The organism is Mycobacterium sp. NGS22 (assembly GCF_059813095.1).
In genome coordinates this window covers 128,349-143,276 of record NZ_JCALDY010000003.1, presented here as the reverse complement: position 1 = coordinate 143,276, position 14,928 = coordinate 128,349, and the positions used below count along the sequence as shown (strand labels likewise).

Sequence of the window (14,928 nt, the reverse complement as noted above, 5' to 3'; positions counted from 1 at the left end):
CTCGCGCCGTTAAACTCAGCGCCCATGCGAAAGCTCTTGGCTGCGGCCGCCGCGCTGTTGGTGTTCTGTAGTGCCCCGGTGTCCAACGCGGACACCGACGTGCAGCAGGCTGCCGGGTCGGTGCCGATCCCGGACGGTCCGGCGCAGACCTGGATCGTGGCCGACCTCGACAGCGGGCAGATCCTGGCCGGCCGCGACCAGAACGTCGCGCACCCTCCGGCGAGCACCATCAAGGTACTGCTGGCGCTCGTGGCGCTCGACGAGCTGGACCTGAACTCGTCGGTCGTCGCTGATTCGCAGGACACGGCGGTCGAATGCAACTGCGCCGGCGTCAGAGCCGGACGCAGTTACACCGCACGCCAACTGCTCGACGGTCTGCTGCTGGTGTCGGGGAACGACGCCGCCAACACGCTGGCGCACATGCTGGGCGGTCAGGAGGCCGCGGTGGGCAAGATGAACGCCAAAGCGGCGTCGCTGGGGGCGGGCAACACCCGCGCCGCGACACCTTCCGGGCTGGACGGGCCCGACGGCTCCGGCTGGTCGACGGCACATGACCTCGCCGTCATCTTCCGCGCGGCGATGGCCAACCCGACGTTCGCGCACATCACCGCCGAGCCGTCGGCCATGTTCCCCACCGAGAACGGCGACCAGCCGATCCTCAACCAGGACGAGTTGCTGACCCGCTACCCCGGCGCGATCGGCGGCAAGACCGGCTTCACCAACGCCGCACGCAAGACATTCGTCGGCGCGGCCGCGCGCGGCGGCCGTCGCCTGGTGATCGCGATGATGTACGGCCTGGTGCACGCCGGCGGGCCGACCTACTGGGATCAGGCGGCCAGCCTGTTCGATTGGGGATTCGCGCTCGGTCCGCAGGCCGGCATCGGCTCGCTTTAGCACCGCGAGCAGACACAAAAGCCCCTGGTTTCGGCACGAAACCGGGGCTTTTGTGTCTGCTCGCGCTCAGGGCCAGGCCGCACCGAAAAGCTTGGTCAGCACCGGAATCCGGCGCTCGGCGATCTCGGGTTGCGGCAGAACGCCTTCCACCACCGCGGCACCGTCGAAGGTATTGGTCAGCAACGCCACCAGGACCGGAAGTGTGTCCTCGGGAACGTTCCCGGTCCCGGGCATCGCCCGGGCCGCCTCGTACATCTTGGACCGGTATTGCCAGAGTTCGTGCTGCAACGTTGCCCGCAGCTTTTCGTCGGTGCGAGCGGCGATCATCAGCTCGTAGAGCACGGCGTTGACGGGGCCGGCGGTGATATCGCGCAGGATCGTCAGCGCCGCCTCCAGCGCCGGCCGCTCGGCCGGTATCTCGGCGACCTGCTTGGTGAACGACTCGATCTGTCGCCGCAACACCTCCGACGCGGTGGCCGCCATGAAGTCGCCCATCGTTTCGAAGTGGCGGAACAGCGCGCCCACCGACACCCCGGCGCGTTTGGTGATCACCGCAGCCGAGGCCCGGGCGTAGCCGGACTCGATGATGGTGTCGATGCAGGCATCCAGAAGCCGGCCGACGGTCTCCTCGCGGCGCTGCTGCTGAGTCCTGGCCATCTAGGCGGGCACGCTCGCCAGCGCCGCCTGCCGCTCGCCGGCGCGCAGGTAGCGGCCCGACTTCACGGTTTGGCCGTAGCCCTCGCAGAACTCGCCGTCGCGGAAGACCACGGCACCTCCGACCCCCGTCGCGACGACGGTCGCATCGTTGCGGTTGACCATCCGTCGCAGGCCGCCGTAGAACGGGACCGCCTCCTCGTTGTAGCTGTCCACCGAGTCGTCGAGGTGGGCGGGGTCGATGACCACGAAGTCTGCCCGGTCGCCTTCGCGCAGCGTGCCGGCGTTGATGCCGAACCATTCGGCGACTTCGGCCGTGAGCCGGTACACCGCGCGCTCCACGGTCAGGAACGGCTTGCCCGCCTGCAACGCGTCCCGCGTTCGCTTGAGCAACCGCAGCGGGAAGTTGTAGAAGGCCATATTGCGCAGGTGCGCACCGGCGTCGGAGAACCCCATGTGCACGCTCGGGTCGGCGGCCAGCTTGTTCAGTTGCTTGGGGCGGTGATTGGCGACGACGGTCGTCCAGCGCACGTTGCGCTCCCCGTTCTCGACCAGGATGTCCAGGAAAGCGTCCAGCGGGTGCAGTCCACGTTCGTCGGCAATCGCACCAAAGCTCTTGCCTACCAACGTCTTGTCGGGGCATTCGACGATCACCACGTCGTGGAAGTCGCGGTGCCACAACGACGGACCGAGCTTCTTGCGGTCGAACTGACGGCGGAACCGGCGTCGGTAGGACTCGTCGGCCAACAACTCGTTGCGTTGCAGTTGGTCACGAAGATGCAGGGCGGCGGTGCCGGCACCGAACTCCTCGAACACCGGCAGATCGATTCCGTCGGAATACAACTCGAACGGCACGGGCAGGTGCTGGAAACGCACGCTGGAGCCGAGCAGCCTGTTCAGCAACCGGGTACCGCGCCCGAAGATGTGCACACCCATCGGCATCGACTTGGCATCGGCCGAGACCAGCATGCTCATCCGAACACCCTTGCTGCGGTTGAGGATTCGGCTGCTGGTCAGGAAGAACATGAACGGCGACAGCGGACTGTTGACATTGGGCGCGCTCTGCAGGATGCGGCCGCGTTTGCGTAACACTGCGATCAACCGGCGGCGTTCCCGCCAGGTCGCGAAGGTCGACGGCAGCGCGCGGGAGCGGAAGCGCTCCCCGTCGAGCTTGTCGATCGGCGCGTCCATGCCGGACATGCCCAGCATCCCGGCGTCCAGCGCTTGGTCGAGCAGTTTGGCCATCTTTTCCAGCTCGGCATCGGTCGGCCGCACCGTCTCGTCGGTGGCGCGCTCGAGGCCCAGCACCGAAGTGCGCAAGTCCGAATGACCAAGCATCGAACTGATATTGGGACCCAGCGGCAGGGCGTCGAGCTTCTCGATGTACTCCGCGGGCGTCGACCACGTCCTGTTGTTCTCCAGAGCGCCGAGTACGAAGTCACGCGGCACCGCCTCGACCCGACTGAACAGGTCGGCGGCGTCCTCCGAATCCGCGTAGACCGTCGACAGCGAACAGTTGCCCAGCATCAGAGTGGTGACCCCGTGCCGCACCGACTCGCGCAGGCCCGGGTCGAGCAGGATCTCGGCGTCGTAGTGGGTGTGCACGTCGATGAATCCGGGCAGCACCCACTTCCCGTGCGCGTCGATCACCTCGGGGCATCCGGTCTCGTCCAACGGCATGGCCGACACCGTGGCCACGACACCGTCCCGGATGCCCAGCGTCCGGGTCTTGGGCTTCGCGCCGGTGCCGTCGAACCACAGGCCGTCGCGGATGATCACGTCGTAGGTCACTGTTCCTCCAAGTCGTGGGCTGGCCCGAACGCTAACATAGATAGCGATCACTCGCAATCTTTTCCCGGCTTCAGCCCCCCGGTTTCGAGCCGGGTTTGGTGCCGGTCGGCGGCGCACCGGTCGCGCCGGGGATCTGGGCCGGATCGGGCACGTCGACTTCCGGTGGTATCTCCCCGCTGCGGGTGATCGCAGCCGGGATGCGGATGACGCCACCTTTCCGGCCGCATTCGTCGGTCTGGACCGAGACGACCATTTCGCCGACGAGTTCGCCGTGCGGTTGCGGGCGCAGCGACAGCACCTGCTCGGTGGTCTGGGTACTCGCGGAGCCGCTGGCCGCGACGCACGGGAAACCGTTGGTTTCCGGACGGGACCGCCACTGCCCGTCGCCGAATTCCAGGATCAGCGGGTGCACGCCGGGCGACATCTCCCGGGTGTGCTCGCTGCTGTCAAGCAGTGTCGCCGCGGCCAGGCAAGTAGTGGAGCACGACGACCGGATGGCCCACCAGGTCGTGACGTCCGGGGGCTGCGGATCAGGTCTGCCGTCGAATGTCTGCGCGGAGCGCCGCAGCTCGAGGCGGTAGGTCCCGGACGACAACGGCGTCCCGGGAGCAGGCGTCGCCACTGCACCCGTCGACTGGTCGGCGGCGCGGGTCTGGTGCGCATGCAGATGATGCCCGACGGTCTTGCCCTCGGCGAACAGGCCGATCCCCAGGATCACCGCGGCCACCCCGAGCACGCCGCGGCGCAGCCAGCGACGCGAAGTCGTCATCGACGTTTCCTCGAAGTTCGGGTAGTCCACGGCGACGGCGCCCGCATCCTCAGCCGCTGCCAACCGGGCAGCCCTGATCTCTCGACCGGGTACGACTGGCCCGTCGACGAGTAAGTCAGCATCCGCACGACGGTGTGACCGGCAAACGTCGCGCCGCTGGCCAAGGCCATCCGGTGATATTAACCCCGCTCGGCGACCAGCCGGCGACAATCCTCAGCTGGGCCGAAACACGTTGCCGCGCAGTATCACCAGATCGGGCCGGCTCAGCACACCGGGACCTTGACGCGGATCCTCGGCATAACACAGCAGGTCCGCTGAGGCTCCATGGTCCAGTCCGGGCCGGCCCAGCCAGCGCCGGGCGTCCCAACAGGCCGCGCCCAGCGCCTCGGTCGGGCTCATCCCGATGCCCTTGAGCGCCTCCACCTCGTCCGCGACGCGTCCGTGCCGGATCATGCCGCCGGCGTCGCTGCCGGCATAGATCGGCACGCCGGCTTCGTAGGCGGCGTTGAATCGTTCGGTGCTTCGCGCGTACAGGTCACGCATGTGCGCGGCGTAGACAGGGTAGCGACTCGCCGAGTCGGCGATGCCCGGGAAGTTCTCGATGTTGATCAAGGTGGGGACCAGCGCGGTGCCGTGCTCGAGCATCAGCGCGACGGTGTCGTCGGTGAGGCCGGTGCCGTGTTCGATGCAGTCGATGCCGGCGTTGAGCAGGCCGGGCAGCGCGTCTTCGCCGAAGACGTGCGCGGTGACCCGTGCGCCGTGCGCGTGCGCGACGTCGATTGCCTCTTTGAGGATGTCGTCGGACCACAGCGGGGCGAGGTCCCCGATCCCCCGGTCGATCCAGTCCCCGATCAGCTTGATCCAGCCGTCTCCGAGTCGCGCCTGTTCGGCCACCGCATCCGGCAGTTGCGATTCGTCTTCGAGATCGATCGACAAGCCCGGGATGTAGCGCTTGGGCAGCGCCAGATGCTGTCCGGCGCGGATGATCCGGGGAAGATCAGCGTGGTCGTCGAGGCTGCGGGTGTCGATGGGCACCCCGCAGTCGCGCACCAGCAGGACACCGACGTCGCGTTCGATCTCGGCCTGGACGATCGCCTCGTCGAGTTCGACGCCACCGTCCTGGCCGAGTCCGATGTGGCAGTGCAGATCCACCAGGCCGGGCACGATCCAGCCGCCGTCGAAAATCGTCTCGGCGCCGTCCACCGGCTCGGTGCTGATGTGGCCGTCGTCGACCCAGAGGTCGCTGACGGCTTCGTCGGGCAGCGTCAGCCCTCGCACGTGCAGGCGCACGGCGCGGTTAGCCCTTGCCCGGGAACTTCAGCTTGGACAGGTCGAAATCGGCCAGGCCCGGCGGCAGCTCGTTGAGCCCCTCGGGCATCTGCGACAGATCGGGGAACCCGGCCGGCATGCCCGGCATCCCGGCTCCGAACGGGCTGCGCACCTTCGGCGGCGTCGGACCGCGACCGCCCTTCTTGCCCTTCTTGCCCTTGGCGGCCTTGGACTTCCGGGTCGCCGACTTGCGCCCCATCCCGGGGATGCCCATGCCGCCGAGCATCGAGGACATCATCTTGCGGGCCTCGAAGAAGCGGTCGACGAGCTGGTTCACCTCGGAAACGGTGACGCCCGAACCGTTGGCGATCCGCAGCCGTCGCGAGGCGTTGATGATCTTCGGGTCGGCGCGCTCCTGTGGGGTCATGCCGCGGATGATGGCCTGGATCCGGTCCAGCGACTTGTCGTCGACCTCGGCAAAGGCGTCCTTCATCTGCGCCCCGCCGGGCAGCATGCCCAGCAGATTGCCGATCGGGCCCATCTTGCGCACCGCCAGCATCTGCTCGAGGAAGTCCTCCAAGGTCAGCTCGCCGGCGCCGATCTTGGCCGCGGCCGCCTCGGCCTGCTGGGCGTCGAAGACCTGCTCGGCCTGCTCGATGAGGCTGAGCACGTCGCCCATGCCCAGGATGCGGCTGGCCATCCGGTCGGGGTGGAAGACGTCGAAGTCCTCGAACTTCTCCCCGGTCGACGCGAAAAGGATTGGCACACCGGTCACTTCGCGGACCGACAGCGCGGCGCCACCGCGGGCGTCGCCATCCAGCTTGGTCAGCACCACGCCGGTGAAGCCGACGCCGTCGCCGAAGGCCTGCGCGGTGGCCACGGCGTCCTGGCCGATCATCGCGTCCAGGACGAACAGCACCTCGTCCGGATCGACGGCCTCGCGGATGGCCGCGGCTTGGGCCATCAACTCCTCGTCGATGCCCAGTCGTCCGGCGGTGTCGACGATGACGAAGTCGTGGTGCTTGGATTTGGCCTCGGCGATACCCGCCGCGGCGACGGCGACCGGGTCACCCGGGCCGGATTCCGGGGAGGCCCCCGGGTGTGGGGCGAATACCGGCACCCCGGCGCGCTGCCCGACCACCTGCAGCTGGTTCACCGCGGCGGGACGCTGCAGGTCGCACGCCACCAACAGCGGCGTGTGCCCTTGGTTCTTGAGTCGGAACGCCAGCTTTCCGGCCAGCGTCGTCTTACCGGAGCCCTGCAGGCCGGCGAGCATGATCACCGTCGGCGGCGTCTTGGCGTACGCGAGCTCACGGGTCTCGCCGCCGAGGATGCCGATCAGTTCCTCGTTGACGATCTTCACGACTTGCTGGGCCGGGTTCAGCGCACCGGACACCTCGTGGCCGCGGGCGCGTTCCTTGATCCGGTGGACGAAGGCCCGCACCACGGGCAGTGAGACGTCGGCTTCGAGCAGCGCGAGCCGGATTTCGCGGGTGGTGGCGTCGATGTCGGCGTCGGTCAGGCGGCCCTTGCCGCGCAAGCCCGCGAGCGCACCGGTCAACCGGTCGGAGAGCGATTCAAACACGTGGGCCAGCCTAATGGTCAGTGTCGACACGCCCGGCACGAGCGTGCACAGTTGTACGACGACACGCGGCAATTTCTGGCAATCTGTGCACGCTCGGCACGAGACGGGGATCTACGGATGCTTGAGGTGATCGAGAAGGGTCTGGGCGCCGAGCACGACGGCTTCGTCAGTCGATCGGACGTGCACGTCGCGCACGCCTACCGGACCGAAGCCGAGTTCTTCGACATGGGGCACAACATGATGCTCGAGCCTGGCTGGAGCGACGTCGCCGAGCGTATCCGGGAGTGGCTGGAAACGCGATAGGCTCGGGTCGCTACCGCGACGAAAACCGTTGCCATGCTATGTTTTACAGCCGCACGCACGCCTAGCAGGTACGGGGGATCTTTGTCGATGCAGCCGGTCAGGCCCGCCGACAGCATCGCCGAAGGCAGCCGGCCACTGCGCGGCTGGCAGCGCCGCGCGCTGGTCAAATACCTGGGCAACCAGCCGCGTGACTTCCTGGCCGTGGCCACCCCCGGATCGGGCAAGACGGCGTTCGCGCTGCGCATCGCCGCTGAACTGATCAGCCATCGCGCGGTCGAGCAGATCACCGTCGTGGTGCCCACCGAGCACCTCAAGATCCAGTGGGCCCAGGCCGCCGGGCGCCAGGGCCTGTCGCTGGACCCGAAGTTCAGCAACTCCAACCCGCAGACCTCACCGGAGTACCACGGCGTGGTCGTCACCTACGCCCAGGTCGCCGCGCATCCGAGCCTGCACCGGGTGCGCACCGAGCAACGCAAGACGCTGGTGATCTTCGACGAGATCCACCACGGCGGCGACGCCAAGACGTGGGGCGATGCCATCCGCGAGGCCTTCAGCGACGGCACCCGCCGACTTGCGCTGACGGGCACGCCGTTTCGCAGCGACGACTGCCCGATCCCTTACGTCGACTACGAGCCCGACGGCGACGGTGTGCTGCGATCCCGCGCCGACCACACCTACGGCTACGCCGAGGCCCTCGCTGACGGAGTGGTCCGCCCGGTGGTGTTCATGGCCTATTCCGGGCAGGCGCGCTGGCGCGACAGCGCCGGCGAGGAGCACGAGGCGCGATTGGGCGAGCCGCTGTCGGCCGAGCAGACCGCCCGGGCCTGGCGGACCGCGCTGGACCCCGCCGGGGAGTGGATGCCGGCGGTGATCACCGCGGCCGATCGCCGGCTCCGGCAGCTGCGCGAGCACGTGCCCGACGCCGGCGGGATGATCATCGCCTCGGACCGGACCGCGGCCCGCGCCTACGCCACCCTGCTGCAGCGGTTGACGGGCGAAGCGGCGACGGTGGTGCTTTCCGACGACCCCGGGTCGTCGGCCCGGATCAGCGAGTTCGCCGCGAGCACCAGTCGCTGGTTGGTCGCGGTGCGGATGGTCTCCGAAGGCGTCGACGTGCCCCGCCTGTCGGTCGGAATCTACGCCACGAGCGCGTCGACGCCGCTGTTCTTCGCCCAGGCCATCGGCCGGTTCGTGCGTTCCCGCCGGCCGGGCGAGACCGCGAGCATCTTCCTGCCGTCGGTGCCGAACCTGCTGCAACTGGCCAGCGAACTGGAAGCCCAGCGCGACCACGTGCTGGGCAAGCCGCATCGCGAATCGCTTGAGGATCCGCTGCTCGAGGATCCCGCCACCAAGACGCAGACCGAGCCGGGCGAAGCCGAGAACGGTTTCGTGTCGCTGGGCGCCGACGCCGAGCTGGACCAGGTCATCTTCGACGGGTCGTCGTTCGGGACCGCCACCCCCGCGGGCAGCGAGGAGGAAGCCGACTATCTCGGCATCCCCGGGCTGCTCGACGCCGAGCAGATGCGCGCCCTGCTGCACCGTCGTCAGGACGAGCAGCTGCAGAAGCGCGCGGCCGTGCAGGGACCGTCGGCGCCGACCACCACGCATGGGCAACTTCGCGACCTGCGCCGCGAACTCAACGCGCTGGTCTCGGTCGCCCACCACCGCACCGGCAAGCCGCACGGCTGGATCCACAACGAGCTGCGGCGTCGCTGCGGCGGCCCGCCGATCGCCGCGGCGACCCGGGATCAGCTGCAGGCGCGCATCGTGGCGGTGCGCCAGCTCAACTCCGAGCCCGTCTAGCAACGCCGAGTGTGAACTACACGACGCTTGAGCGGTGTGTCGCGTCGTGGGATTCACACTCGCCGCAACGCGGCTAATCCCCGCGACCCGGCTAATCCCCCACCGGCTCGTCGACCAGGACCACAGCCGGGGCCCCTAATACACCCAGCAGGTTCTTCTCCACGGCCCCGCGCGCGTTCGACTCCGGCGGGACCGTCACACAGAACACGTCGGCCGCCGTCGACCCGAAGGTGTTCACCTTCGCCCAGACGATGTCGGTGTCGGCCCGCTCCAGCGCCCAGGCCAGCAGGGCCAGCAGACCCGTGCGGTCCATGGCCCGCACTTCCAGGATCAGCTGACCGGGCGTGTCGGTATCCAGCCACAGGATGCGCGGCGGCGCGGTCGAGCGGGTGACCGGCACCCCGACCTGCACCTCCCCCGCCCGGGCGGTCGCCGAGCTGGTGGCTTCGATGTCCCGTTTCTCCAGCGTCCCCAGCACGTCGACGTCGCCGCGCAAGGCACCCACGAAGGCTTGACGCAGCATGTCGGCGGCGGGGGGCGAACCGAACAGCGGCGACACCACGAATTCGGTGATGGCAACGCGCTCATGCACATTCACCGACGCCGAGTGCACGCGCAGCGAGTTCAGCGCCAGCACCGCGGCGGCTTTGGACACCAGGCCGCGCTCGTCCGGGGCCACCATCACCGCATGCAACCGCTCGCCTTCGGCGGGGTTGATCTCGACGTGCACCCCTTGCTGGGCGGCCAACGAAAGATAGTGCGGCGCAGTCGGTTCGGCTTGCGGCAGCGGTTCGCCGGCCATCGCCATCCGGCAGCGACGCACCAGATCCTCGATCAGGGACGCCTTCCAGTCGCTCCACACACCGGGCCCGGTGGCCTTGGAATCGGCCTCGGTCAGGGCGTGCATCAACTCCAGCAGTTGCGGGTCCCCGCCCAGCGCCTCGGAGACGGCTTCGATGACCGCCGGGTCGTTCAGGTCGCTGCGGGTGGCCGTGATGGGCAGCAGCAGGTGGTGACGGACCATCTGCGACAGCGTGTCGATGTCGGCCGACGACAGCCCGAGGCGCTCCGCGATCGGGACCACCAGATCCGCACCCAGCACACAGTGGTCCATGCCCCGGCCCTTGCCGATGTCGTGCAGCAACGCACCGAGCGCCAGCAGGTCGGGCCGGGCCACGTTGGTGCTCAACGGTGCCGCGTGCACGGCGCACTCCACCACGTGCCGGTCCACCGTCCACTTGTGGGACACGTCGCGCGGCGGCAAGTCACGGATCGGGTCCCACTCCGGCAGCAGTTGACCCCACAACCCGGTCCGGTCGAGCGCCTCGATCGTCGGCACCGCGGTGGGGCCGGCCAGCAGCACCACCAACAGGTCGTCGAGCGCCGCACGCGGCCACGGAATCGGCAGCGGAGGTGCGCTGTCGGCCAGCCGGTTGAGCGTGGCCGCCCCGATGGGCACCCCGGTATCGGCCGCGGCCGCGGCCACCCGCAGCACCAGACCGGGATCGCGATCGGGCTGGGCGTCTCTGGCCAGGACGATCTCCCCGGCGTACTCGACGACACCCTCGTCCAGCGGGCGGCGCTTGGGCCGCCCGATGAACGCCGAGATGCCGCGTCGAGGCAGTGCGTTGTTGGCGGTCCGCAACCCGGTGACGGAGTGGTAGCTGATCGTTCGCCCGGCGCTGGACAGCATGCGCGCCAGGTCGAATCGGTCGCCGACGCCCAACACGGCACTGACCTCGTCGGCGAACTGCGCCAGCACCTGGTCGCGGCCGCGGCGCGAGACCACGTGCAGTTCGGTGCGCACGTCGAGCAGGGTGAGGTAGGCGTCGTCCAGCGACCCGGCCGGGGTGTCCGGACGGGACATGCCGTGGCGGTCGATCAACTGGGCGAGCGCCAGCGCGTTGAGCAACTGGACGTCGCGCAGACCGCCGCGGCCGGACTTCAGGTCGGGCTCGGCGCGGTGTGCGATGCGGCCCAGACGCAACCAGCGGGCGTGCGTCATCTCCACGAGTTCGTCCATGCGGGAACGGATTCCGGTGCGCCACTGCCGGCGCACACCGTGGATCAATTCCTCCGAGAGACCTTCCTCGCCGGCGATGTGACGCGCTTCCAGCAGACCCAGCGCCGCGGTCATGTCCGAGTTGGCGATGCCCAACGCGTCGCTGACCGTGCGCACACTGTGATCGAGCCGAATGTTGGCGTCCCACAACGGATACCACAACTTGTCTGCGACCGGCCCCAGCACGTCGGCCGGCTTGCCGTCGTGCAGCAACACCAGGTCGAGGTCGGAGTACGGCAGCAATTCGCGCCGCCCCAGCCCACCGACGCCGATCAGGGCGTAGCCGCTGCCGTCGGTGATGCCGATCTCGGCGGCCTTTGCGGTCAGCCAGGATTCGTGCAGTCCCAGCACCGCCTTGCGCAGCTCCGCGGGTGCGCGGTCACGAAGATCGTCAGACAGCAGTTCGCGCCGTGCGGCAGCCAGATCGACTGCCGCGACGGCGCTTCCTGCTTGCTTGGATTCCGATGACTCAGCGGGGTCGGGCGGAGTCGACGTCACACCCGCCCGGCCCGTCCGATGAGGTTCGGCGTCACAGCGCGTCTGGCCCGCGTTCCCCCGTGCGCACCCGCACGATGGTGTCCACCGGGCTGACCCACACCTTGCCGTCACCGATCTTCCCGGTCCGTGCCGCACGGACGATGCTGTCCACGACCTTGTCGACGATGGAGTCGTCGACGACGACCTCGATGCGGACCTTGGGCACGAAGTCGACGGAGTATTCGGCGCCCCGGTAGACCTCGGTGTGACCCTTCTGCCGGCCGTAGCCCTGAATCTCACTGACCGTCATGCCCAGGACGCCGGCGTCCTCGAGGCTGGTCTTGACATCGTCAAGGGTGAACGGCTTCACGATCGCGGTGATCAGCTTCATAACTATTCCGCCTCCACTTTCTCGGCCAAGCGCGCCCCTAGCCCGTTCGGGGTGTCCGGCAGGCTGGCACGTGGAAGAACCGAACCGCTGGCGACCGCGAAGTCGTAGCCACTCTCGGCGTGCTCCGACTCATCGATCCCCGCGGCCTCCTGCTCAGCCCCGAGACGCAGCCCGATGGTGTACTTCAGGATAAGCGCAATGATCAGCGTGCCAAGAGCCGAGTAGGTCAACACAGCAAACGCGCCGATGGCCTGTTTGCCGAGCTGGCCCCAACCGCCGCCGTAAAACACCCCCGCGACGGCCGCGGGGGCCTGCGGCGTGGCGACCAGGCCGACCATCAGGGTGCCGGCCAATCCGCCGACCAGGTGCACGCCGACCACGTCGAGCGAGTCGTCGAACCCGAGCTTGAACTTCAGCCCCACCGCCAGCGCACACAGCACGCCGGCCACTGCGCCGATTACCAAAGCGCCCACCACGTTGACCGACGAACACGACGGCGTGATGGCGACCAGTCCGGCGACGATGCCCGAGGCGGCACCCAGCGTGGTCGCCTTGCCGTCGCGGATGCGCTCGGTGAGCAGCCAGGCGAGCATGGCGGCCGCCGTGGCGATGGTGGTGGTGATGAACGTCGTACCGGCGGCGCCGTTCGAGCTGGTGGCTGATCCGGCGTTGAACCCATACCAGCCGAACCACAGCAGGCCGGCGCCGAGCATCACGAACGGCAGGTTGTGCGGCCGGAACAGCGTGGTGGGCCAGCCCTTGCGCTTGCCCAGGACCAGCGCCAGCACCAAGCCCGCCACACCGGCGTTGATGTGGACCGCCGTACCGCCTGCGAAGTCGACCGCTTTCAGCTTGTTGGCGATCCACCCGCCCGACTCGGCGACGCTGCCGTCGAACGCGAACACCCAGTGCGCGACGGGGAAGTAGACGATTGTGGCCCACAGTCCGGAGAACACCAACCAGGCGCTGAACTTCATCCGGTCCGCCACCGCACCCGAGATCAGGGCGACGGTGATGATCGCGAACATGAGCTGGAAGGCCACGAACACCGTGGCCGGCAGGGTGCCCACCAGCGGGATGGTTGTCTCTGCCACAGCCGGGGTCTTGCTCGGGTCGGCAGCGATGTAATTGCCACCGATGAGACCTTTCAGGCCCCAGAACTGGGTCGGGTTGCCCACGACGCCACCCGTGTCATTACCGAATGCCATCGAGTAGCCGTAGAGCACCCACAGCACGGTCACGACGCCCATCGCACTGATGCTCATCATGATCATGTTCAGCACACTCTTGGCACGCACCATGCCGCCGTAGAAAAACGCCAGGCCCGGCGTCATCAACAGCACGAGCGCAGAACTTGCCAACATCCAGGCCGTGTCGCCCGTATCGGGATGGCCCATCAGCGGGAAACTCACTCGCTATCACCTCCAGTCAGCGTCGGGAGGGCCCCAGATGGATGACTGGCGACCTGATCCAGAACCATGCGCATAAGTTGTTGCGCGAATGGGGCAGCGATGTTTCGTCGCGATTAACGTAAAGGGTGCTGTGTAATACCTGTCATCCGAGCAGGGCGTCCACGAAGGCCTTCGGCTCGAACGGCGCCAGATCATCGGGGCCTTCGCCCAGCCCGACCAGCTTCACCGGCACTCCGAGTTCCTGTTGGACGCGGAACACGATGCCGCCCTTGGCCGTTCCGTCCAGCTTGGTCAGTACCGCACCGGTGATGTCGACGACTTCGGCGAAGACCTTGGCTTGGGCCAATCCGTTCTGCCCGATCGTGGCGTCGAGCACCAACAGCACCTCGTCCACCGCGGCGCGACGGGTCACCACCCGTTTGACCTTGCCCAGCTCGTCCATCAGGCCGACTTTGGTGTGCAGCCTCCCGGCGGTGTCGATGAGGACGACGTCGGCGCCGGCGGCGATGCCCTTGTCGACGGCGTCGAACGCCACCGACGCCGGGTCGGCGCCTTCGGCACCGCGCACCACCTCCGCGCCGACCCGCGACGCCCAGGTCTGCAGCTGGTCGGCCGCGGCGGCCCGGAATGTGTCGGCGGCACCCAGGACCACCCGCCGGCCGTCGGCCACCAGCACCCGCGCGAGTTTGCCGACCGTGGTGGTCTTGCCGGTGCCGTTGACGCCGACGACCAGCAGCACCGACGGATGGTCGGCGTGCGGCAGGGCCCTGATGGAGCGGTCCATGGCGGGTTGCAGTTCGTTGACCAGGACGTCGTGCAGCACGGCGCGAGCGTCGGCCTCGGTGCGGACGTTGCTGCTCGCCAGCCGGCTGCGTAGCTGCGATACCACCGATTCGGTGACCACCGGGCCCAGGTCGGCGACCAGCAGCGTGTCCTCGACGTCCTGCCAGGAATCCTCGTCCAGGTCGCCGCCGCCGATCAGGCCCAGCATGCTGCGGCCCAGCGCATTCTGTGACCGGGCCAGTCGGCCCCGCAGGCGTTCCAGCCGCCCTTCGGTGGGCGCGATCTCCTCGATCTCGGGCGCCTGGCGCTCCAGCACCTCGAGTATCTCGAAGCCTTGCGGAACTTCGGGTTCGACCGGCGCCTCGGGCTCGACGACCTCGGGCAGCTGGACCTCGGAGATCGGGCGTTTGGGCGCGTCGCGCGGGAGGGTCGCGTCGTCGCCGACGGCCGGCAACCCGCTGGTATCGATGCGTTCTACGGGTTCGGGCCGGTCCAGGGTCTCGGTCTGGCTCTGGCCCTGGCTGAAGGTGATGCCCGACGAGGCGGTGTAGCCACCGGACTTGTCGATTGCCTCCGTTTCGCGCGGGGCGAGGCTGATCCGCCGCCTGCGGTAGCGCACCAGGCCGACGACGATCGCGGTGATGACGAGAAGGGCGGCGACGACGGCGATTGCGATCCAGAGACTTTCGGACACGTTGTCGATCCTTCCAGCCGTGGGGCGCGCGGCTCTCGGTG

The 14,928-nt window shown here is 68.4% G+C and carries 10 protein-coding genes and 2 pseudogenes; 3 read left to right on the top strand and 9 right to left on the bottom strand.

Annotation, left to right across the window (positions count from 1 at the left end; genetic code table 11):
• Positions 1-24: 24 nt before the first annotated feature.
• Positions 25-894: a D-alanyl-D-alanine carboxypeptidase family protein gene (locus AC5Y47_RS03865; RefSeq protein WP_499942108.1), complete on the top strand. Its 870-nt coding sequence runs from the start codon at positions 25-27 to the stop codon at positions 892-894.
• A gap of 66 nt (positions 895-960) precedes the next feature.
• Here AC5Y47_RS03865 and AC5Y47_RS03860 read toward each other — a convergent pair whose 3' ends face one another.
• The 5 genes and pseudogenes from AC5Y47_RS03860 to ffh all read right to left on the bottom strand — a co-directional run bounded on the left by AC5Y47_RS03860 (position 961) and on the right by ffh (position 6,962).
• Positions 961-1,551 carry a TetR/AcrR family transcriptional regulator gene (locus AC5Y47_RS03860; protein WP_499942106.1) on the bottom strand — a complete coding sequence of 197 codons (591 nt, stop codon included), beginning with the start codon at positions 1,549-1,551 and terminating at the stop codon, positions 961-963.
• Positions 1,552-3,377, bottom strand: a pseudogene (locus AC5Y47_RS03855) (N-acyl-D-amino-acid deacylase family protein).
• A gap of 32 nt (positions 3,378-3,409) precedes the next feature.
• The gene (locus tag AC5Y47_RS03850) at positions 3,410-4,171 is read right to left on the bottom strand and encodes an Rv2253/PknI dimerization domain-containing protein (protein WP_499942105.1); all 762 of its coding nucleotides are present in this window, start codon (positions 4,169-4,171) and stop codon (positions 3,410-3,412) included.
• 150 nt (positions 4,172-4,321) lie between these two features.
• Complete coding sequence (locus AC5Y47_RS03845) at positions 4,322-5,398, bottom strand: metal-dependent hydrolase family protein (protein ID WP_499942103.1); 1,077 nt, start codon at positions 5,396-5,398, stop codon at positions 4,322-4,324.
• Positions 5,399-5,405: 7 nt separating this feature from the next.
• Entirely contained in the window at positions 5,406-6,962 is a 1,557-nt protein-coding gene (gene ffh, locus AC5Y47_RS03840; protein WP_499942102.1) for a signal recognition particle protein, read from the bottom strand.
• A gap of 141 nt (positions 6,963-7,103) precedes the next feature.
• On the opposite strand from ffh, the pseudogene AC5Y47_RS03835 reads away from it, so the two are divergent.
• Positions 7,104-7,265: pseudogene (locus tag AC5Y47_RS03835) on the top strand (alpha/beta hydrolase); the annotation flags it as partial.
• Positions 7,266-7,352: 87 nt separating this feature from the next.
• Positions 7,353-9,068, top strand: a complete 1,716-nt coding sequence (locus tag AC5Y47_RS03830; protein WP_499942100.1) for a DEAD/DEAH box helicase — start codon at positions 7,353-7,355, stop codon at positions 9,066-9,068.
• Between the two features lie 91 nt (positions 9,069-9,159).
• Here the strand turns inward: AC5Y47_RS03830 and AC5Y47_RS03825 are convergent, their stop codons facing one another.
• The 4 genes from AC5Y47_RS03825 to ftsY form a co-directional block, all read right to left on the bottom strand.
• Entirely contained in the window at positions 9,160-11,628 is a 2,469-nt protein-coding gene (locus AC5Y47_RS03825) for a [protein-PII] uridylyltransferase (RefSeq protein ID WP_499942099.1), read from the bottom strand.
• A 31-nt stretch (positions 11,629-11,659) separates the two neighbouring features.
• A complete protein-coding gene (gene glnB / locus AC5Y47_RS03820) occupies positions 11,660-11,998 on the bottom strand; it encodes a nitrogen regulatory protein P-II (protein ID WP_036354580.1) in 339 nt (112 codons plus the stop codon).
• Positions 11,999-12,000: 2 nt separating this feature from the next.
• Positions 12,001-13,395: an ammonium transporter gene (locus AC5Y47_RS03815; protein WP_499942366.1), complete on the bottom strand. Its 1,395-nt coding sequence runs from the start codon at positions 13,393-13,395 to the stop codon at positions 12,001-12,003.
• A gap of 157 nt (positions 13,396-13,552) precedes the next feature.
• Entirely contained in the window at positions 13,553-14,887 is a 1,335-nt protein-coding gene (ftsY, locus tag AC5Y47_RS03810) for a signal recognition particle-docking protein FtsY (protein ID WP_499942098.1), read from the bottom strand.
• Between the last annotated feature and the right edge of the window lie 41 nt (positions 14,888-14,928).

Coding starts and splice junctions, on each gene's coding strand:
- AC5Y47_RS03865 (WP_499942108.1), top strand. CDS start 25: ATGCGAAAGCTCTTGGCTGCGGCCGCCGCGCTGTTGGTGTTCTGTAGT.
- AC5Y47_RS03860 (WP_499942106.1), bottom strand. CDS start 1,551: ATGGCCAGGACTCAGCAGCAGCGCCGCGAGGAGACCGTCGGCCGGCTT.
- AC5Y47_RS03830 (WP_499942100.1), top strand. CDS start 7,353: ATGCAGCCGGTCAGGCCCGCCGACAGCATCGCCGAAGGCAGCCGGCCA.
- glnB (WP_036354580.1), bottom strand. CDS start 11,998: ATGAAGCTGATCACCGCGATCGTGAAGCCGTTCACCCTTGACGATGTC.
- AC5Y47_RS03815 (WP_499942366.1), bottom strand. CDS start 13,395: ATGGGCCATCCCGATACGGGCGACACGGCCTGGATGTTGGCAAGTTCT.